This is a genomic window from Marinobacter maroccanus, from assembly GCF_002933275.1.
Lineage (GTDB): Bacteria > Pseudomonadota > Gammaproteobacteria > Pseudomonadales > Oleiphilaceae > Marinobacter > Marinobacter maroccanus.
The window spans coordinates 134311-153072 of record NZ_PSSX01000004.1 but is presented as its reverse complement, the minus strand read 5'-3'; the positions used below and the strand labels follow the sequence as shown (position 1 = coordinate 153072).

16 protein-coding genes are annotated in these 18762 nt (G+C 59.4%); 7 read left to right on the top strand and 9 right to left on the bottom strand.

All coding sequences use genetic code 11. From position 1 onward, the window contains the following. Positions 1–35 precede the first annotated feature (35 nt). The 3 genes from cysK to KEHDKFFH_RS06770 form a co-directional block, all read right to left on the bottom strand. The gene (gene cysK / locus KEHDKFFH_RS06780; RefSeq protein ID WP_104321211.1) at positions 36–1007 is read right to left on the bottom strand and encodes a cysteine synthase A; all 972 of its coding nucleotides are present in this window, start codon (positions 1005–1007) and stop codon (positions 36–38) included. A 49-nt stretch (positions 1008–1056) separates the two neighbouring features. Continuing rightward, positions 1057–3966 (bottom strand): transporter substrate-binding domain-containing diguanylate cyclase, encoded by a 2910-nt coding sequence (locus KEHDKFFH_RS06775; RefSeq protein ID WP_104321210.1) that lies wholly within the window; start codon positions 3964–3966, stop codon positions 1057–1059. 68 nt (positions 3967–4034) lie between these two features. After that, positions 4035–4478: a methylglyoxal synthase gene (locus tag KEHDKFFH_RS06770; RefSeq protein ID WP_104321209.1), complete on the bottom strand. Its 444-nt coding sequence runs from the start codon at positions 4476–4478 to the stop codon at positions 4035–4037. A gap of 83 nt (positions 4479–4561) precedes the next feature. Here KEHDKFFH_RS06770 and KEHDKFFH_RS06765 point away from each other — a divergent pair, with 83 nt between their 5' ends. Next, positions 4562–5353, top strand: a complete 792-nt coding sequence (locus KEHDKFFH_RS06765) for an ATP-binding protein (protein ID WP_104321208.1) — start codon at positions 4562–4564, stop codon at positions 5351–5353. Here the strand turns inward: KEHDKFFH_RS06765 and KEHDKFFH_RS06760 are convergent, their stop codons facing one another. Genes KEHDKFFH_RS06760 through pdsR form a run of 3 tightly spaced genes read right to left on the bottom strand, consistent with a single transcriptional unit; the run spans position 5354 to position 9415 of the window. Next, positions 5354–6661, bottom strand: coding sequence for a DUF3422 family protein (locus KEHDKFFH_RS06760; protein WP_104321207.1), 1308 nt, complete (start codon positions 6659–6661; stop codon positions 5354–5356). It abuts the gene before it with no gap. Positions 6662–6679: 18 nt separating this feature from the next. After that, positions 6680–8710, bottom strand: a complete 2031-nt coding sequence (locus KEHDKFFH_RS06755; RefSeq protein WP_104321206.1) for an ATP-binding protein — start codon at positions 8708–8710, stop codon at positions 6680–6682. Positions 8711–8713: 3 nt separating this feature from the next. Continuing rightward, the gene (pdsR, locus tag KEHDKFFH_RS06750; protein ID WP_104321205.1) at positions 8714–9415 is read right to left on the bottom strand and encodes a proteobacterial dedicated sortase system response regulator; all 702 of its coding nucleotides are present in this window, start codon (positions 9413–9415) and stop codon (positions 8714–8716) included. A 433-nt stretch (positions 9416–9848) separates the two neighbouring features. Here pdsR and KEHDKFFH_RS06745 point away from each other — a divergent pair, with 433 nt between their 5' ends. The 5 genes from KEHDKFFH_RS06745 to KEHDKFFH_RS06725 all read left to right on the top strand — a co-directional run bounded on the left by KEHDKFFH_RS06745 (position 9849) and on the right by KEHDKFFH_RS06725 (position 13921). Further along, complete coding sequence (locus KEHDKFFH_RS06745; RefSeq protein WP_241956445.1) at positions 9849–11846, top strand: marine proteobacterial sortase target protein; 1998 nt, start codon at positions 9849–9851, stop codon at positions 11844–11846. Beyond that, positions 11843–12433: a class GN sortase gene (locus KEHDKFFH_RS06740; protein WP_104321203.1), complete on the top strand. Its 591-nt coding sequence runs from the start codon at positions 11843–11845 to the stop codon at positions 12431–12433. Before KEHDKFFH_RS06745 ends, KEHDKFFH_RS06740 begins: the two co-directional genes overlap by 4 nt. A gap of 48 nt (positions 12434–12481) precedes the next feature. Continuing rightward, positions 12482–13180, top strand: coding sequence for a lysophospholipid acyltransferase family protein (locus tag KEHDKFFH_RS06735; RefSeq protein ID WP_104321202.1), 699 nt, complete (start codon positions 12482–12484; stop codon positions 13178–13180). A gap of 94 nt (positions 13181–13274) precedes the next feature. Next, positions 13275–13517: a GlsB/YeaQ/YmgE family stress response membrane protein gene (locus KEHDKFFH_RS06730; protein ID WP_008175780.1), complete on the top strand. Its 243-nt coding sequence runs from the start codon at positions 13275–13277 to the stop codon at positions 13515–13517. Between the two features lie 2 nt (positions 13518–13519). Continuing rightward, complete coding sequence (locus tag KEHDKFFH_RS06725) at positions 13520–13921, top strand: MAPEG family protein (protein ID WP_104321201.1); 402 nt, start codon at positions 13520–13522, stop codon at positions 13919–13921. A 69-nt stretch (positions 13922–13990) separates the two neighbouring features. On the opposite strand, the gene KEHDKFFH_RS06720 is transcribed toward KEHDKFFH_RS06725, so the two are convergent. Next, positions 13991–14644 (bottom strand): DUF2202 domain-containing protein, encoded by a 654-nt coding sequence (locus KEHDKFFH_RS06720; RefSeq protein WP_158253186.1) that lies wholly within the window; start codon positions 14642–14644, stop codon positions 13991–13993. A 308-nt stretch (positions 14645–14952) separates the two neighbouring features. Then, on the bottom strand, positions 14953–15393 hold the full coding sequence (locus KEHDKFFH_RS06715) for an OmpA family protein (protein ID WP_064229667.1): 441 nt from the start codon (positions 15391–15393) through the stop codon (positions 14953–14955). 323 nt (positions 15394–15716) lie between these two features. Between KEHDKFFH_RS06715 and KEHDKFFH_RS06710 the strand changes: the two genes are divergently transcribed. Further along, positions 15717–17165, top strand: coding sequence for a rhomboid family intramembrane serine protease (locus KEHDKFFH_RS06710; RefSeq protein ID WP_104321199.1), 1449 nt, complete (start codon positions 15717–15719; stop codon positions 17163–17165). 120 nt (positions 17166–17285) lie between these two features. Here KEHDKFFH_RS06710 and KEHDKFFH_RS06705 read toward each other — a convergent pair whose 3' ends face one another. Beyond that, complete coding sequence (locus KEHDKFFH_RS06705; RefSeq protein WP_104321198.1) at positions 17286–18740, bottom strand: hypothetical protein; 1455 nt, start codon at positions 18738–18740, stop codon at positions 17286–17288. Positions 18741–18762 lie beyond the last annotated feature (22 nt).

Here is an 18762-nt window from a genome sequence, read left to right as displayed (position 1 = left end):
TGCAAGGCGCAGCGTGAGGCTGCGCCTTTTTACAGTTACTGAACGTTTTCCAGCTCACCAAACCGGTCGGCGAACAGCGCCGAGGAAAGGTAGCGTTCTGCAGTATCCGGAAGCACCACCACAATGTTCTTGCCCTGATACTCCGGCTGCTTGCTGATCCGAACCGCAGCCACCACTGCCGCGCCGCAGGATATACCGCAGAGAATGCCCTCTTCCTGCATCAGCCGGTGGGCCATGTCCATGGCGTCTTCATTGGATACCGCTTCCACCTGGTCGACCAGATCAAGATCCAGGTTTTTGGGTACGAATCCGGCGCCGATGCCCTGAATCTTGTGCGGTGCGGGTTTGGGATCTTCTCCGTTCATCACCTGGCTTATCACCGGGGAATCCGTCGGCTCCACGGCGACGGTGGTAATCTGCTTGCCTTTGGTGCCCTTGATGTAGCGGGATACGCCGGTCAGCGTACCGCCAGTGCCAACGCCGGCCACGAAGATGTCGATTTCACCGTCGGTGTCGTTCCAGATTTCCGGCCCTGTGGTGTCCTCGTGTATTCGGGGATTGGCCGGGTTCTGGAACTGTTGAGGCAGAAAATGGTTGTCCGGGTCGGCGGCAAAGATTTCTTCGGCCTTGGCAATGGCACCGGGCATACCTTTGGCCGGTTCGGTCAGTACCAGTTCTGCACCAAGGGCTTTCAGCACCTTGCGGCGCTCCAGGCTCATGGAAGCGGGCATGGTCAGGACCAGTTTATAGCCCCGGGCTGCTGCAACAAATGCCAGTGCGATGCCCGTGTTGCCACTGGTGGGCTCCACGATGGTCATGCCGGGTTTCAGAGTGCCGCGTTTTTCAGCGTCCCAGATCATGGCTGAGCCGATCCGGCATTTGACCGAATAGGCCGGGTTGCGGCCCTCAATCTTGGCCCAGATAGTTGCGCCTTCGTTGACCCGGTTCAGTTTTACCAGCGGGGTATTGCCAATGGAGAGTGAGTTGTCCTCGTAGATACGTGCCATGGCGTTCTCCTTATCCTTGTGTTTTCCCGCATCTTAGCACCACTTCTGATCAGACCGCTCGTACCTCAAGACGGTTCCTGCCATTCTGTTTGGCCTGGTACAGGGCCTGATCGGCCTGTCTCAGAAATTCTGCCGGAGAGGCCGCCGGGCCCGGAATCCCCGTTGCCAGACCAATGCTGATGGTCAGCCGGATATCATTGTGACCGCATATGTTGCAGGCACTGGCGACGGCCTCCCGGAATGTCTCCAGACGGTTGCGGATTTCATCGCTGTCCTCGTAGCTAGCAAAAACCACGAACTCCTCGCCGCCAAACCTCGATAACCGGTCGGTTTCCCGACGAAAGTGTTTGCGCATGGTATCGGCCAGCGCTTTCAGGCAGAGGTCGCCGGCTTCATGGCCGAAGGTGTCGTTGATGTTTTTGAAGTGGTCGGCGTCGACCATGGCCACCGCAAAACCGGAATGGTGCCGCTGGCACCACTGGAAGCTTTTCCGGAACTCCTGGTCAAAGTAGCTTCGGTTCCCCAATTGAGTCAGGTCATCGGTCACGCTCAGCCGGGACAGAGTCTCGTTGGCAACCGCGAGGTCCTTGTTCAGGCGGCCCAGTTTCCGGTTCCAGTAGATCAGCAGGGCTGTCACCAGGGCGCCGGCAATCAGAAGCTGCCAGATCAGCGTGTAGTCCACTGTCTGTTTCAACTGGATGTTACGCCAGTGGCTCTCCAGGCTGCGTCGCTCTTCCGTGGTCAGGCTGGACACCAGTTTCTGCATAATGCCAAGGAGAACCGGTTCGTCGTCCCGGATGGCAACCGCCAGTGACCAGTCTGCGGGGATTCTGCCAATGACTTTCAGGTCCGCCAGGCCAAGTTCCTGCATGTAGTAGCTGGCGGTTGCCAGGGTCGTGATGTAGCCGTCCAGCTCGTGGTTCTGAAGGCGACGGAGCCCCTCCTGCTCGTTGCTGACTCCGATCAGGTCCATGGACGGATAGCGGGTTTGCAGGAGTTCGGCAAAGGCATAGCCCTCGACAACGCCCACTTTCTGGCCGCGAAGGTCGCCAATCCGTTCTATGAAGGGTGCTTCGATCCGCCCCAGGACTACGTTGGGAACTTCCAGGTAGGACTCGGTGAAATTCATGAATTCAGACCGTTCCGGCGTTTTCATCGCCATGGCCAGCAGATCGCATCGGCGTTCCCGCGCAGCCTGCATGGACTGCTGCCAATTGTCGGTTGGTACCACGTCGAAATGGATTGGCGTGCGCTCGGTGAACAGTCGGAACACCTCTGCGGAAAGGCCAGCATGCTTACCGTTGGAGTCCCGACCCTCAAGGGGTAGCCAGTCGGGGTCGATGCACATGGACACCCGGTTGCTGCGGTTTTCCAGCCACGCCAGTTCTGCTTCGGTCAGGTTTGCCTTGCCAGTGCCGGGCTGTCGGGTTCCGCCGCTGGCGCCAAGCCAGCGGTCTTCGATGGTGCGGATTTCTTCGGCACTGATGGTGGCCAGGGCCTGATCGAGAATGCCGGCCAGTGGCGCAAGGCCCGGGCGTACCCCGAATCGGAGATCTTCACCCGGCAGGCCATCCAGAATCAGTTCCCCGGCGATCCGGACCCCCGGAAGTCCCAGTTCACGAACCCAGAAATTGCCGTTGGGCAGTGCTGCCAGAACCACATCCACCTGGTCCCTGGCGAGGGCTTCGAACATCGCATCCTGGGCGGTGAAAATACGGGCATCATCTCCCAGCGCTTCCTGCAACGGCTGTTCGTAATAGATGCCGGAGCCCAGCGCCACTCGCATACCCTTCAGGTCCTCAAGGGTGTTAAGGGAAAGATCCTGATCCCGGGTGAAGGCCACATTGGGTATGGTGTGATATGGCTCAGTGAAGCGGGTGAAAGCGGTGCGTTCAGGGCGGAACGACATGTTGGCCAGTATGTCGATCTCGCCATTGCGGAACAGTGGCAGCAGTTCGATCCATTGGCCGCCGACGGGAATGACCTGTAGCCCCGTCAGATCCGACAGCCGGTTCAGGATATCCACCGTCAGGCCCTGGATGCGCGTACCACTCTCGAAGCTGTAGGGGGCATAGTCCCGCATCAGCCCGACACGGACCGGGCCGGTTTCCGCAATGAACCGGCGCTGCTCGGGGCTGAGAACAAAATTCCCGGAGCCGGAGAGACTGGCACCGCCAAATTCCTGCCAACGCTCCAGCAATTCGCGTTTGCGCTGGTCCGGGATCTCGGCAAGACCCTGACTGATCCGTTGAAACAAGACTTCATTGGCTTTCAGAACGCCAATGCGGAAGTCCTCGCGGGCAAGATCGCCCAGCGGTGCCTTGCCGGCAATGGCAAGGAAACGAAAGCCGGCCTCGTTGGCGTAATACTGCAGGGTAAGCTGCGGCCCGATAATCACATCCACCCATCCGAAAGCCAGTGCCCGAATCAGGCTGTGCAGCGAGTCGTATGTGTTGAGCGTGATGCCTTTTTCGGTAAGGGCATCGCGGTAATAGATGTCTCGCACAACGCCCACTCTCAGACCCTGAAGGTCCTCAATGCTGTCGACATTCCCGACTGGATTCTGGGTGTCATGCATCAGGTAGGTCTGTCGGATGTGATAAGGCTCGGTGAACAGGATCTGCTCTGCGCGGTCCTGGCGAAAGGAGATACCATCAATCACGTCGAGTTCGCCCTGCATGAAGGCGCCGTAGACTTCTGGCCAGCTGCCGGCCCTGAAGGTGAGCTGCAGCCCGGCCTGTTCCGCGACTTCCCGCAGAATATCAACGGAAAAACCGGAGGCGCCGCGCCCCTCATTGAAGGAATAGGGTTTGTTGTCAGCGACGATGCCGAAAGTAATGGTATCGGATGGCTCTCTGGCCCAGGCCGAAGGTGCGGCGAGCAGGTAGGCCAGTGCGAAAAGAACAGCGGCGGCCACTCTTTTGAACGGGCATTGGCAGGGTATGGCAAGGGTGTTCATCGGAGTGCCGGCGGTCCTTTACAGCTATGCTGTCAGTGTAGTCATAACCGCCGGCCTTGCCTACTGCATCAGGCGCTGACCGAGCGGCCGGTGTAATCGGAGAAGTCGGGTTTTTTCGGCTGATGCTGGTCGTCGGTCATGTAGGCCGAGGTCAGGATGAATTCCGCGGTTGCCCGGTTGCAGGCCACGGGAATGTTCCAGAGAGCGGCAATACGCAGCAATGCCTTGATATCCGGATCATGGGGTTGTGGTTCGAGGGGATCCCAGAAGAACACCAGCAGGTCGATTTCGCCCTCGGCGATCTTGGCGCCGATTTGCTGGTCGCCGCCCAGGGGGCCGCTGAGCAGGCAATGAATGTCATCCCGCTCCAGGTTGTCCCGGAGCAGCCGGCCGGTGGTGCCGGTGGCGTAGAGTTTCAGTGGGGCAAAACGGGTGCGGTTTTCGGCAACCCAGTCCACCAGTTCCTTTTTCTTGTTGTCGTGTGCCACCAAAGCGACGGATTTTACGGCCATTTGGGGTAAAGTCTCCTGTTATCACGGTTTTTACAGGGTCAGTGTTTCACAGCCTGACCCGGGACGGAATAGGAAAGAGGTTTATGTCCGAGACTGCATCCTTTGACTGGCAATCCACACCCGCTGCCGTCTGGCGCCGCCATCGCTCGGGGCTGCGCGCCATCCGTCGGCTCGATCCGGTGCAATGGCAGGATCTGAAGGGTATCGACCGGCAGCAGCAGGACCTGGCCCGCAACACCGAGCGTTTTCTTGCCGGTGAGCCTTCCAACAACGCGTTGCTCTGGGGCTCCCGTGGCACCGGCAAGTCGTCTCTGATCAAGGCGCTGCTGAATCGCTACCAGGAGCGCGGGCTGCGGATGATCGAGGTCGACAAGGATGATCTGGTCAACCTGCCGGAGATTGTCGACGACATCTGCGATCTGCCGTTCCGGTTCGTGATTTTCTGCGACGATCTGTCGTTTGATGTTGGTGAATCCAGCTACAAGGCCCTGAAAAGTGTCCTGGAGGGTTCCCTGGAACTGCCGCCGGAGAACGTGCGGGTGTATGCCACCTCCAACCGCCGCCACCTGATGCCGGAGTTTATGTCTGACAACCTCAAGAGCGAGATGCGCGACGGTGAACTGCATCCGGCAGAGGCCATTGAGGAGCAGGTGTCCCTGGCCGACCGGTTCGGTTTGCAGCTGTCGTTTTATGCGTTTTCGCAGGCGGTGTACCTGCAGGCCGTGGACGCGCTGTTCCTCGACTTTGATGACCGGGAAGGGCTGCACCGGGAGGCGATTCGCTTTGCCACCGCCAAGGGCGTGCGCAACGGCCGAACGGCCCAGCAGTTCTACCGGCAGTTTGCCGGCGACCGGGATCTGGGCAGGCTGAAGTAGCTACTGCCGTTTTGCCATCTTGATGAAATGATGGTGAACCACCCGAACCCCCAGGAAGACCAGGGCCATCACCACCGGAATGGCGATGCCGAGAACCAGGGTCTTGTTGAAGACGACGCCGGCCTCGTACACCGAATCCAGGCCGAACTTGAGCAGGCCGATCAGGTAATAGGTGATGGCCACCACGGAGAAACCTTCCACGGTGTGCTGCATCATCAGCTGAATTTTGGAGCGCCGGTCCATGGAGCTGAGCAGTTGCTGGTTCTGGCTCTGGATGGCCAGCTCCACCCGGGTGCGCATCATGTCTGAAGCCCGGTCTATCCGGCGGGACAGGTCTTCCAGTCGCTCACTCACGGCTTCGCAGGTTTTCACCGCCGGTGTCAGCCGGCGGGTCATGAACTCGGTCAGGGTCAGGTGCCCGGAAAGTTCGTCCTCCCGCAGTTCCTCCAGCCGGGTCAGTACCAGCTGATGATAGGCTCGGGTGGCGGAGAAGCGGAACGTGGAATGGGCCCGGAAGGCTTCAATGCGGGCTGCAATATTGGTCAGCTGGGCCAGCAGTTTTTCCTCGTCCACGTCTTCGTTTTCGGCCAGCGACCGGGTGATCACCGCCAGTCTTTCGTCCATATCGTTCAGGGACGGGGTGATTTCCCGGGCAACCGGTAACGCCAGCAGTGACATCAGGCGATAGGTCTCTATCTCCATCAGGCGCTGGGTCAGGCGGCCCAGCTGGCTATCCGACATGTGGTGGTTCATCACCATGAACCGGCCAAAGCCATCGCTGTGCAGCCGGAAGGTGCCCCATACCCGGGCGGCACCCTCCTGGGGACTCGAGCCGACCAGTCGCATGCCCTCGAAGTGCTTGCGCACATAATCCAGGTCGCCCTCGGTTCCGTCAGCAGCGGGCCGGACTTCCAGGTGGAATGCTGCGATCACCGTACCGGTCAGCTGCTCCAGCCATCCTTCGGGCAGCGGGGTGATACCGGTCTCGGTAAAGGGTGTTTCATCGCCCGCGTCCAGATTGATAAAGGTGTAGGACGCGAACTCCATGTGCATCTCGCGACGCACCCGCAGGGAACCGAAGGTGTGTTCAAAGCAGCCCACCTCGTTTTCCGGCACCGGGTGCCCCATCAGCCGATGGAGTTCCTGAAGATGCCGAAATTGCTGCTCACGCTGCTCCGGGGTTGTCAGCACGGCCATCTGGGTGACCCGAGCCGGCGTCGGCAGCACCTGGAACGGTCGTGAATGCAGCTCGTTATAGAGATCGTTCCGAAGCGGATGAATATCGAGGGAGTCCAGGCGTGCGCTCACGGCGGGAAGTTCCTGTTTTCAAGAATGGATGGCAGGGATAATAACCCGGAAGCTTACGCCGTCAATGCCACCTTGGGTGTGGTTACGGGCTTCCACCCGGGCACCATGGTAGTCGGCAATCAGGCTGACGATCAGCAAACCCTGCCCCAGGTGGCCCTGTTCCTGGCCGTCCCGCATCGAGACAAACGGACTGAAGATGTCGGTGGTTGTGGCTTCCGGCAGTGTCGAACCCTGGTTGAAAACTGACAGGCACAGGCCCTCTGGCGTGGTTTCCAGACCCACCTCAATGAGGCCATCCTGTGGTGTGAAATCCCGGGCGTTGTCCACCAGCTTGTCGAGCAGTTGCACCATCAGCTCTGGAGAGCCGGTGATCGCGCAGCCCGCATCGGGCCCGGAATAGCGGATCTGGTGGCTGCTGTCGAGGGCCTGGTAGGCGGCCGTGGCTTCGGCGGCCACTTCGGCCAGATCAAACTGTTCTTTATCCGCATGGTCCAGGCTCTGTTCAAGGCGAGCTGCTTCGCTCATGCCGTGTAGTATTTGCCGGAGGCGTTCGGTGGCGGCCGCGGCCCGCTCAATGTATTGCCTGCGTTCGTCTTCCGAGTCGCTGTGGTTAAGGTTTTCCAGCGAGGAGCGGACCACCGCGACAGGGGTCTTTAGCTCGTGGGACAGTCTTCTGGAGAAACTCTCCAGGTAGCGGTTATAGCCGTGGAGGCGGTCCACCATCAGGCTGAAGTGCCGCTGCAACTGGCCCAGCTCGTCCTTGCTTCGGGCATCCGGCACTCTGCCGGTGATCCGGCCGTCTTCGTCGATACTGGCGCTGACTGCGCGCTGCAGCCGGGTAATCCGCCAGGACAGCCAACTGGCGTAGCCAAGCAGAACCAGGGTGAGTGCGACAATGATGAGAGTGCTGCGGGCAATGACCGAGCCGAGGGCAGAGCCGGACAGGGTCAGAAGTTGATCCAGTGATTGCTCCAGAATCAGCGTGCGACCACCGAAAACCTCCCGGGTGGTCAGCAGCCAGACGCTGTCATCCTCTTGGCGGACCAGACCTGTCTCCGGGAGCGCCTCAACTGCCACACGGTTGGTGCCGGTTTTGATGGCGGTCGGTTCCGGCTGGTAGAGGCGCACCAGGCCCCGGAGCGCATTGAGACTGATCTGCTCGACCACCTGAAGCGGGCTGAGGCTGTCGAACTCCGGTGTTTTCGTGGCAGAGCCAGACTGCTGTCGCGCGATCACCCAGCCGGCCGGTTCAACCAGACGTACCCGCTGGCCCTGGTTCAGTTGTGGCTCCAGCTGGCGCTCAAGGGCCAGGTTGCGACTGACCAGAACCGGCAGTGGGTCGACCGGCGTGGAGACGCCTGTTTTCTGGTCCTGGCCCCATAACGCCGCAAAGCCCAGGCGGCTGCGGTCGGCGGGCATGGGCAATTTCAGTTCCAGTTGCCAGCCCTCACCGGTGCCCTGCAAAAAGCCGGAGATGCGGTAGTCCGGTTGTCGGTTGGCCTCTTCCAGACCATACAGCTGGCCCGGGGCCGGCGTTCGCAGCAGCCAGGACCTTCGAATAGCGTCGGGGGCAAGGTTACCGGGGGCAGGCTCTAACCAAAGCCTGATCCGGTCATGGGGCTGATCCGGGTTGCCGGGATTGAAGAATACGGGTTGCCGTTGGTTGACTCGGATCAGCAGATACAGGTTCCGCCGGTCGGTCACAGCCTGCCACTGGAGGAATGGCTCGCCGGCTTCCGTGCTGGTCTGGCCTTGCCAGTTTCTTGCCTGGTTCTCCTCGTCATAACCCGGCCAGTCGTCGCCATAACCATCCAGGTTGAGGTTGCCGGCGAGGGGTTCAACGTAGATGGCTGGCTCATCAGGCCTGATAACGGCTGTGCCGATAATCTGGTCGCCGGCGGTCTGGGCCAGTCTCCCGGCCTGGGCCTGCAGTTGCTGCCGGGCCTGTTGCCGGAGGGCGTCGTCCAGTTCCAGAACAAACTGCAGGCCTGCCCAGGGAATCAGCAGCATCAGCAGGCTGGCGACGAACAGCTGGCGCTTGAGGTTCAAGGCTCAGACCTCACGGGCATTCCAGCGATAACCCATGCCGTAGGCGGTTTGGATGCCATCAAAGGCCTCATCCAGTTGCTGGAACTTGCGGCGGATGCGTTTGATATGAGAGGTGACCGTGTTGTCGTCCAGTACGGTGCTGGCCGCTTCCATCAACTGTTCCCGGCTGCGTACATGGCCCGGGTGCTGGACCAGCGAGTGCAGCATCCAGAATTCGGTGACGGTCAGGTCGATGGGGGTTTCGTCCCAGGCGACGGTCATGCGATCCACATTGAGGGTGAGCTTGCCCCGCTGGAGCACTTCGTCCGGCTTCTGGAGGGCTTCGGCCCAGGCATCGGCCCGTCTGAGCAGGGCGGTAACCCGGGCCAGCAGGTGGTCCAGGCTCATGTCCTTGGTGACGTAGTCGTCGGCCCCAAGGCGCAGGCCGTGGACGGAATCTATGTCGCTGTCGCGGGCGGTCAGGAAGATAATCGGCAGGGTCTGGGACAGTGATCGCAGATCCTGGCACAGGGCGAAGCCGCCCTCCGGTTCATCGCCCAGGCCAACGTCGATGATGGCCAGGTCCGGCAATGACTGCCGCAACACCTGCCAGGCCGACGACCGGTCGCCATGGGCGGTCACGCGATAGCCACGGCGTTCGAATGCGGCGCGGTAGTTGTCGCGGATGGCGGGTTCGTCTTCGATCAGTACAACGTGCTTTTTCATGGTGGCGGCTGCTTCCCGTTGCCGGTGTGTGCCTATTTAACCACGGCAGGTGGTGATAACAAGGGCGCAGGCCGTTGTTGCCATAATTCATCATTTTTTGAGGGCGGTTTGTCGCTTTCTGCCATGGGAGTTCCTTTCCGGATTGCTGAAATGGCGGTGTTTTGCACAGTCATGCAGTCACAAGGATTCTCTCATGATGCTCTCTTATTTACGGCTTTACTCCAGTGTTTTAGACAGGAGTTCACCGCCCGGTAGCTCCGCGGTGGCCTCCAAAACACGCTGTGAATACGTCCCTGTACGCTCGGCTCCGCCATCCATGGCTCCGCACGGTTTTGGAAACCACCGCGGAGCTACCTCTGATTTCGCGCGATCTCGGCGACTTCGATTCAAAAGAATCGGTGAGGGCATTAGCCTCTGGCTGGCAGTATTGCTGATGCTGTTTGTTCACCCACTGTATGCCGAAGCCAATGAGGCAGACAACGTCGGCGAGTTGCATTTTGTCGACGGCCAGGGGCAATGGCAGGAACCGGCGCTGGTGCTGGACAGTGAATTCGATATTCAGGTCAGCGGATTGATTGCCGACACCCGGTTGCTGCGCAGTTTCCGCAATACCAGTGAACAGTGGCGCGAAGGCGTTTTCGTGTTCCCGTTGCCCGAGAAGGCCAGTGTCTATGGTCTGACCATGAAAGTGGGGGAGCGGACCATTGAGGGCAAGGTGCAGCCGAAAGAGACGGCGCGTCGGACCTATGAGAAAGCAAAGCAGGCCGGGCAGCATGCGGCGAATGTCGAGCAGCAGCGTCCGAATCTGTTTACCGCCCGGGTTGCCAATATCCCGCCAGGGGAGACGGTTTCGGTGGAGCTGAAGTACCAGCAACCGGTGCAGTATCAGGCCGGGGTGTTCCAGCTCACGGTTCCGACCGCGTTGACGCCGCGTTACATGCCGGGAGCGCCAGTTCGCAATGCACCGGATCAGTGGCAAGGCGGGTGGGCAATGCCGACGAACGAGGTGCCGGATGCCGGTGCCATCAGTCCGTTTACGGTAACCCCGGATGATGTGGCGGCCGACAGCCATCGGGCGGCGATCAATCTGGTGATTGATTCCGGATTGCCGATCGAAAGTGTCTCCAGCCCGTCGCACCGTCTCGCGACCAGTCAGGATGGCCAAATGTTCAGTATTCGTCCCGATGGTGGCGGGATCCTGATGAATCGCGATTTTGTGGTGCGGTGGCGCCCGGTTGCCGGGCTGGAACCCTCCGCAGCGGTTTTTCATCAGTCCTGGCAGGGCGAGGACTACCTCATGGCCATGCTGGTACCGGGCGAGAACGGAACCATGGCGTTACCGCGAGATCTGGTGTTCGTAATCGATACCTCCGGTTCCATGGCGGGCGAATCGATCCGTCAGGCCCGAAGTGCCCTTCAGGCGGGTCTGGACACGCTGACGCCACGGGACCGGTTCAATGTCATCCAGTTCAACAGTCAGACTCATTCCCTGTTTATGCAGCCGGAAGTAGCCACCGGCAATAACCTCGCCCGGGCCCGTCGGTACGTTGACCGTCTGCGGGCCGACGGCGGTACCGAGATGGCGCCGGCTCTGTCCAGAGCCCTGGAAAGTGCCAGTGAGACTGAAGACGGCGCGCGGGTGCGTCAGGTGATTTTCATTACCGATGGCGCGGTGGGAAATGAGGCGGCGCTGTTCCGGCAGATCCGTCAGCAACTGGGCAATCAGCGGTTGTTTACCGTGGGCATTGGTTCGGCGCCGAACCGGCATTTCATGCGTGAGGCTGCCCGATGGGGCCGGGGTACCTACACGGCGATCCAGTCGCCTTCTGATGTAGACGGCCCACTGAAGACTCTGCTTTCCGCCATGGAGTCGCCGGTTCTGACAGATATCCGGGTTGACTGGCCCGGCCAGGAGACAGGCAAGGAGTCTTTCCCGAGGCGGCCAGGCGATCTGTTTCAGGGCGAGCCGCTGGTTCATGTGGTGCGGGGTGTCCCGGCCATGGGGGAGCTGAAGGTGTCGGGTCGCCTTCCGGGTGGCAAGGACTGGACCAGGACGCTGGACCTGCAGCAGGCCGCTTCCGCAACCGGGCTGCATCGGCATTGGGCGAGAGAGAAGATCGACAGCCTGGAGGATGAGGCGAAGGTAACGGGCCGGGAGCCGGATAAGGCCGGCATTACCGGGCTGGCGGTCAGCCACGGCCTGATGTCGGCCTACACCAGTTTTGTGGCCGTTGATTCCACCCCCGCCCGGAGTTCAGGGGTGCCAATGGAATCGGATAATTTGCCCACTCTTCTGCCGGCGGGCAGCCAGGCCGGCATGCTGCGTTATCCGCAGACGGCAACCTCGGCGCCGCTGCTGATCGCGCTTGGCCTGGTCGGGCTGATGTTCTCCCTGGCCATTGTGCTGCTGCAGAGGAGGACACTCTCATGACAAAGCTGCTGCTTCTGTTATTGACCAGCTCTGCTACCTTGTTGGTATTCGGGTTATGGATTCCGCTCAAGGCGGTTATTGCCCAGGAATTGCTGGAGGTTGCCTGGGCGGAAAGCCAGGCCCGGCAGAGGGAATCGCGGCCCTGGCCCTGGGCGGATACCTGGCCGGTGGCTCGTCTGGCTATTCCGGAGCTGAACGACACGATGATTGTTCTGGCCGATACCCACGGCGAGAGTCTGGCATTTGGACCCGGTCGGTTAACCGGTAGCGAAGATCCTGGCGGACCCGTGATCATTGCCGGACACCGGGATACCCATTTCCGCAGCCTTAAAGCGCTGGAGACCGGCAACGAGGTTCGCCTGCAAGGCCGGGATGGCCGGTGGCAGAGTTACCTCGTTGAGGGTGCCCGGGTGGTGGATAGCCGCTCAGAGCTGATTGATACCCAGCGTTTGCCGGAGGGGACGCTTCTGCTGGTGACCTGTTACCCGTTCGACAGTGTCGACGCCGGTGGGCCCCTGCGATACGTCGTCAGGGCCTCGGTAAAGGGCGAGCAAAGGGAACAAATTGACACTGTTGCCGGAATATAAAGTTGGCGTACACTTGTGCGCCAAAATTTGGCTGCAGAGTTTGGTTGCATGGGTATTATCAGAAAACTGCTGGCGTGGCTGAGCGTGCCGATCATCTGCCTGTTCGCGCTGGTGTTCTACGCGGCCAGGCCGTTCAATCCGGATAACAACCGTTTCCTGGCGCGGGCTGTGGCCCGTTTCGGGCGGGCAGTCCTGGGTATGGAACGACCGTTGGAGGGCTGGGAAAACATGCCGCAGGACCGGCCCACGGTTGTCATTGCCAACCACCAGCACAATGACGATCTGTTTGTTGTGGGCGACCTGTTGCCGCCGCGAACCGTAACGGTCGGTAAATCGTCACTGGTATGGGTGCCTTTCTTTGGCCAGGTGTTCTGGCTGGGCGGCAACGTTATCCTCAATCGCGGACGCTCCCACAAGGCCATTGCGGTTATGAAGGCCACCAGCAGTGCCATCGCCAGGGACCGGAAAAGTCTCTGGGTTTTCCCCGAGGGCACCCGCAGCAAGGGCCGTGGCCTGCAGAAATTCAAAAAAGGCGCGTTTCACGCAGCAGTGGCATCCGGAGCGCCAATCACCATGGTGTGTGTGCAGGAATATGCTGATGAGGCGAAAGGCTGGAGCGGCCGCCGTGAATCGGTAGCCATCCGGGTTCTGCCGCCCATCGAAACCGAGGGCCTTACCGCCGAGGATATTCCGGAACTGATGGCCCGATGCCACCGGCAAATGTCTGAGGCCATTGCCGCACTGTAATCCCCTTCCCTGGAAGTGCTTGAAGCACCACTGGAAACAGGGCAGTCTTGCGGGACTGTTGTTTCGTTCAATGACCCTCAGGGAGAGGCAAGAGATGAACCTGATTCTGTTTCTGATTATCGGCGGTGTGGCCGGCTGGTTGGCTGGTCTAATCATGAAAGGCCGTGGATTTGGCATTCTGGCCAACATCGGTATTGGTATTGTCGGCTCGTTTCTCGGCGGTTTCGTATTCCGGCTATTGGGGCTGGCGGCCCAGGGTGCTGTCGGTGAGCTGGTGACCGCAACGGTGGGTGCGGTGCTGCTTCTGGCGATCGTCAGCGCAATCAAGAAGGCCTGAGCATGATCGTACCCGTAACCGGAGTGTTTGCCGCAGTAATCGGCATTCTTTTACTGGTGTTGTCGGCTCAGGTCGTCAAATTTCGTCTGAAGTACAAAAAGGGTCTGGGCACCGCCGACGATCGGGATTTTGAGGCGGCAGTCAGGGCTCACGCCAATCTGGTGGAATACGCCCCTCTGGGTCTGATCATGCTTGCCATCGCTGAACTCAACGGCGTTGCCAGCGGCCTGATCTACTGGACCGGGATGGCGCTGGTGGTTGGCCGCATCCTCCACGCCTTTGGCATGATCAATGGCCGAGGTGGCACCCACTGGGCGCGTATGGTGGGCATACTGCTGACCTGGCTGGCAATCCTGGTGGCTGCATTGTTGCTGCTGTGGAACGTCTGGCAGGTCTATGGCTAAGTCAATAACAGAACGGGGCGGCTCTGGGCCGCCCCGTTCTTGTTTCGATGACCTGGTTTTTACGGTAGATCAGTCCTCAACCTGGCTCTCGTCGTTAAGGATAAGCTCCACTTCTTCCGCATCCAGCACCTGAGGCTCATAGGTCAGTCCCTGTGCCTCGATGACGCTTACAAAGGCTTTCAGGTGGCTTTTTGATCCATCCAGCAGGTTGGAATAGGCAAGAATGATGGCGCGCTCATCGGTTTGATTAATCGCGGCCAGAATATCTCTCATGTCCTTCTCTTCGATCAGGCCCCCTACGAACAGGCCATCAACAAACGAGTTTTTTCCCTTGGCAACCAATTCGTCATACAGGGCCTGAAGTTCCTGATTGGTGAATACGCCGATCGTGTCATTCACTACCGGGTCTTCAACATCAAACTTTTTCAACAGGTAGTCTACGGTGCTGGTATGAGATTCTTCGGACAGCGCGATTCTTGCGAATACCTGCGTTCTGTCGCCCCAGTACTGGTCCATGGTGAGATAAACGTCTCGGGCCAGCTTTTCCTCTTCGCGCATGAACTGCAGATCGCTCACCTCAATGGTGGTCAGATCTTCCGAATCGGCAGTTTCTGCCGATCGACCCCCGCCGTCGCTGTTGCGCGGACCGCCTGCAGCGAATGTGGCGCTGGCAAGGAACATCGAACCAATGAGTGCGGCAGTGGTGAAGGTTTTTGCGTTCATAGTGACCTCTCTAGTCAGGTAACAGTTAAACCCTGGATACATGACTAAGACGAGGAAATTGGGCAAAAGGTTCGTTAAATAAAGGTAAGTTTGCTTTCTTTTTTGTAATTAAGTCACTGTTTTTGCTATATAATAATTTTCACTCTTAATATGGCTAATCCGCTTAATACCATATAAATCAGAATAATTAAGATTCCAGAAAAGCCGAAGATTGGTTCAGTTGTGTGTCTCGTCGCTGGTGAGCGGGCGGCATCCGGCCCCCGCGATGACGGAAGTCCGGGGGCGGTTTTTGTCGTGGTTGCCTCGGCCTAGAGCGCCTGGGCCACATCCAGAGTCCGATATTCCAGTTCAACACGCCGGTTGGCTGCCCGATCTTCCGGGGTTGCCAGAGGACGGGCTGAGCCCCAGTGACTCACAAGAATCCGGGATTCCGCAACGCCTTCCTGCATGAGCATCCGCGCGACCGCGTTGGCCCGCAATCGAGAGAGAAACCGGTTGTAGTCTTCGGAGCCGAAGTTGTCGGAGTGGCCATGAATTCTGACGCTGACCGAAGGATGTTCCTTCAGATACGCGGCATGCTGTTGCAGGAACGCAATGTCATCACTGTTCAGCGAGTGCTTGTTGAAGCCGTAATGGAACTTCATACGGTGCGGGCGCCTGGTTCCGGCTTCAAAGTTGGCTGTGGTGAAGCCGGCGGCTATCGCGGCATTGGCAATCAGCTCCGGGTTATCCAATACGAGTACGGTCATCTGAAAAATCCTTGGTTCGGTATCCGGTTTTTCTTGTTATTCCTGTTCACTATTGGCTGGAGCAGGAACAACGGCAATTGGCGAAAGGTCGATATATGGCCCGGTACAGTCCGTCGATGGAACCGATTGAATGTCATTTCTGTGACATCCCAATGACAGCCGGACCAGTCGTTTGGGCTTTCCCGACTCTGTGGGGTGTGCCACATTTCCGGGATTGACCCGCAACGACCTTTGCGCTGGATTCCATTTGAGCGCGAAAAGAAGGCGTGGGTGTGGTAAAAAACACTCTTTCAGGGACAGATTATGATGAATTGTGACCGCCCATGCTGATTATCCCCGCCGAAAACGCCATTAACTGGAAACGCCCGCCCTGGGTGACCCTTGGCCTGATCATGGCCTGCCTGCTGGTTTTTCTTTTCTATCAGGGGGGCGACAGCCGCAAACTCGAGCAAGCGGTCGAACAATACCTGGCCGCCGACCTTCATGAGCTGGAGGCGCCAGCCTACGAGGATTACCTGCAGCGGCAAATCCAGTTCCAGGGCGAAGAGAGCCGGGTCTACGAGCTCCAGCAGTTTCAGCAACTTCGGGAAGAGAACGAGAACTTCTGGCTGGCCATTAACCTGATGATGGACCGGGAGTTCTACCAATACCTGCTGCAAAATCGCGATGTCATCTGGGCGCCGGCGGAACGCGCGCACTGGCAGGAACAGCGCAGCGCCATCGAACAGGAATACCTCCAGAAACTCAGTGCCAACCAGCTTGGTCTGGTGCCGGCGGATCTGTCGCTGTATACCCTGATTACCTACCAGTTTCTACATGGCGGCTGGGGCCACATCATCGGTAACCTGATCTTCCTGTTCCTGCTCGGATTTACCGTTGAGAAAGCGTTGGGGCCGGGCCGGTACCTGATTGCCTACCTGGTGTGCGGGGCCCTTTCTGGCCTGATGTTTACCGCGGTTTCTGCAGGTAGCTATGTGCCTCTCGTAGGTGCCTCGGGCTCGATCTCCGGCCTGATGGGCATGTACGTAGCCATATACGGACTGCAGAAAATCCGTTTCTTCTATTTCCTGGGCGTCTATTTCAACTACTTCCGGGCGCCCGCTATCGCCCTGCTGCCCGTATGGGTGGGCAAGGAAATCTACGATTACTGGTACGCCGGTGCCACCGGCATCGCCTACATGGCCCACGCGGGTGGCCTGATCGCAGGTGCCGGTCTGGTATGGCTGCTGGGCAAAAGCTGGCTACAGGTGCGGGAAGAATTCTTCGAGCCGGAAGAAGAAGAGCAGGATGCCCGCTTCACCACCGGTTATGCTCAGGCCATGGCCAGCCTCGGCCGGATGGAGTTTGATCTGGCCCGCCGGCAATTCGAGGCCCTGCGTGAGCACTACCCGGAACGCCATATCCTCCTCGAACATCTCTACCAGCTGGCCAAACTCCGCCCGGATTTGCCCGAATACCGTGACCGCGCCAAAGAGTTGATGAACGATGCCCTCAGCCGTCGACAGCCAGAGCAGATGATTGCTATCTGGCAGGAATACCTGGGTAAGGGGGAAAGCTATCAGCCGTTATCGGCGCAGGACCACAACCGGGTGTTGTTTACCAGCCTGAAACAGCATGACCTGAAAGCTGCCGAGAAAGCCTTTGAGCGGCTGAAAAGCACCGGCGATGAAATGCTGACAACCGAGGCCTGCCGTTTGCTGGTTGAAGAGTTTGAAAAGCGCCAGATGGCGCCCAAAGCTCGTCATTATCGTCAACTTCTTCAGGCCGGCTAGCCTCGGGGCAGCAGGGTATGGGAGGGGCTTCCCAAAACACGCTGTGAATACATCCCTGTACGCTCGGCTCCGCCATCCATGGCTCCGCACGGTTTTGGGAAGCCCCTCCCATACCCTGCGTCAGTCCTGGGCAGAAAACGTTGCTTTCGGTCCCTTCAAAGGCTCTTTATTCTGCGCCTGCTCCAGATAAACCTTAATCTGTTCATGCAGCGGATGATTCACGCACTTTTTCTGGATAAACGTCAGGAAGGCTGTCGCCTTTTCCCACTGGGACAAACCGTTGGCCAGGGTCTGGGCCACCAGCAGGTAGGCCGGGGCCAGCTGTTCGCTGTCCGGGAAGCGCTTGTGGAAATCCTGCAGTACCCGTAACGCCGGCTTGAACTGGCCCCGGTGGTACAGGGCTCGGGCGCAGCGCACCGACAGGTCCGGATCCTCCAGTTTGAAGCCAGGTTCCGCCTGTTGGAGCGTGTTCAGTACACCGGCGATGCCTTCGCCGTCGTTGCGGTCGGCCAGCCAGCCCAGAATGCGTGGGTGGTAGCGGTAGAGCTCGTCGGTGTCCTGGCGAGCCGTCAGTAGCTGGTACAACTGGCCGATTCTCAGGGCGTTGTCCCGGTCCCGCTTCAGCGCTTCCTTCAACATGCTCTGCACCCGATCGTAGTTGCCGTCTTTCAGGTTCATGTCGATATCGGCATCGAAACGGGCGCTACGGTCGCGCTGGTGGGTGTCCTGGCCGGCGGTGTCATCCTGGATATCCGAGGCGAATCCCAGCTCTTCCTGATACTGGAACAGCAGGTAGCCCAGCATGTGGAACAGGATCAGTGTGAAGGTACTGTTCAGGAAACCGGCCAGGGGCTGGGCAACCCAGAACGGAAAGTGATTTACGGCGAAGTCCTGGGCCGCGCCGGAGGCGAGGGTAAGCAGGATCAGGTAGCCGTAGAGCAGGAAATAGGGGGTGCCGATTCGCGAGATCAGCACCGCCAGATTCATCGGATTCACCGCCGCGCCCACCGAGCGCTCCATGGCCAGCACCATAATGCTGGCCGGCAGCGCCAGAATGACAAACGCCAGCGCCAGCAGCATCAGGATGGGGCCGCCGAGCATGGCGGCCGCGCCTACCAGCCCGCCCATCAGCACGAATACCAGGAACTGCAGGATGACAATATCAAAGCCGCTACCGGTAAAGGCAACGGATACGGCCGGCGGTTTCAGGTGACCTTCAGCGGTGTGGTTGATGACCGCATAGGTGTACTTGAAGAGGGCAAGCGCCAGCACCAGCCAGATCAGAATGCCAATCAGGTTGGCGGGGGCTACCACCGGCACCAGGGTACAGATGGCAATAACGATCAGCGGGTCGGTATGGAACGGGTAGCGGAAGAACGCGCCGAGTCGCTGCCAGAAGGGGACCACCTCGGTGGCGGCGCCCAGGTATCGCATGGCCTTGCTGCAGTGGGGGCACAGAGCCCTGCGCTGGCGGGTGTCGGCATCGGGCATGCAGCGGCTGCAGTAGTGAATCTGGCATTCTCCGCAGTGCCATTTGGCAGGGTCGCCAGGGTGATAGTGGCAATCGTGTTTCACAGGTGCTTGTGTCCTGGTCCAT

Excerpts from the sequence above, each read along its gene's own strand:
- cysK (WP_104321211.1), bottom strand. The coding sequence starts at position 1,007 with ATGGCACGTATCTACGAGGACAACTCACTCTCCATTGGCAATACCCCG.
- KEHDKFFH_RS06775 (WP_104321210.1), bottom strand. The coding sequence starts at position 3,966 with ATGAACACCCTTGCCATACCCTGCCAATGCCCGTTCAAAAGAGTGGCC.
- KEHDKFFH_RS06770 (WP_104321209.1), bottom strand. The coding sequence starts at position 4,478 with ATGGCCGTAAAATCCGTCGCTTTGGTGGCACACGACAACAAGAAAAAG.
- KEHDKFFH_RS06765 (WP_104321208.1), top strand. The coding sequence starts at position 4,562 with ATGTCCGAGACTGCATCCTTTGACTGGCAATCCACACCCGCTGCCGTC.
- pdsR (WP_104321205.1), bottom strand. The coding sequence starts at position 9,415 with ATGAAAAAGCACGTTGTACTGATCGAAGACGAACCCGCCATCCGCGAC.
- KEHDKFFH_RS06745 (WP_241956445.1), top strand. The coding sequence starts at position 9,849 with ATGCTGTTTGTTCACCCACTGTATGCCGAAGCCAATGAGGCAGACAAC.
- KEHDKFFH_RS06740 (WP_104321203.1), top strand. The coding sequence starts at position 11,843 with ATGACAAAGCTGCTGCTTCTGTTATTGACCAGCTCTGCTACCTTGTTG.
- KEHDKFFH_RS06735 (WP_104321202.1), top strand. The coding sequence starts at position 12,482 with ATGGGTATTATCAGAAAACTGCTGGCGTGGCTGAGCGTGCCGATCATC.
- KEHDKFFH_RS06730 (WP_008175780.1), top strand. The coding sequence starts at position 13,275 with ATGAACCTGATTCTGTTTCTGATTATCGGCGGTGTGGCCGGCTGGTTG.
- KEHDKFFH_RS06725 (WP_104321201.1), top strand. The coding sequence starts at position 13,520 with ATGATCGTACCCGTAACCGGAGTGTTTGCCGCAGTAATCGGCATTCTT.
- KEHDKFFH_RS06720 (WP_158253186.1), bottom strand. The coding sequence starts at position 14,644 with ATGAACGCAAAAACCTTCACCACTGCCGCACTCATTGGTTCGATGTTC.
- KEHDKFFH_RS06715 (WP_064229667.1), bottom strand. The coding sequence starts at position 15,393 with ATGACCGTACTCGTATTGGATAACCCGGAGCTGATTGCCAATGCCGCG.
- KEHDKFFH_RS06710 (WP_104321199.1), top strand. The coding sequence starts at position 15,717 with ATGCTGATTATCCCCGCCGAAAACGCCATTAACTGGAAACGCCCGCCC.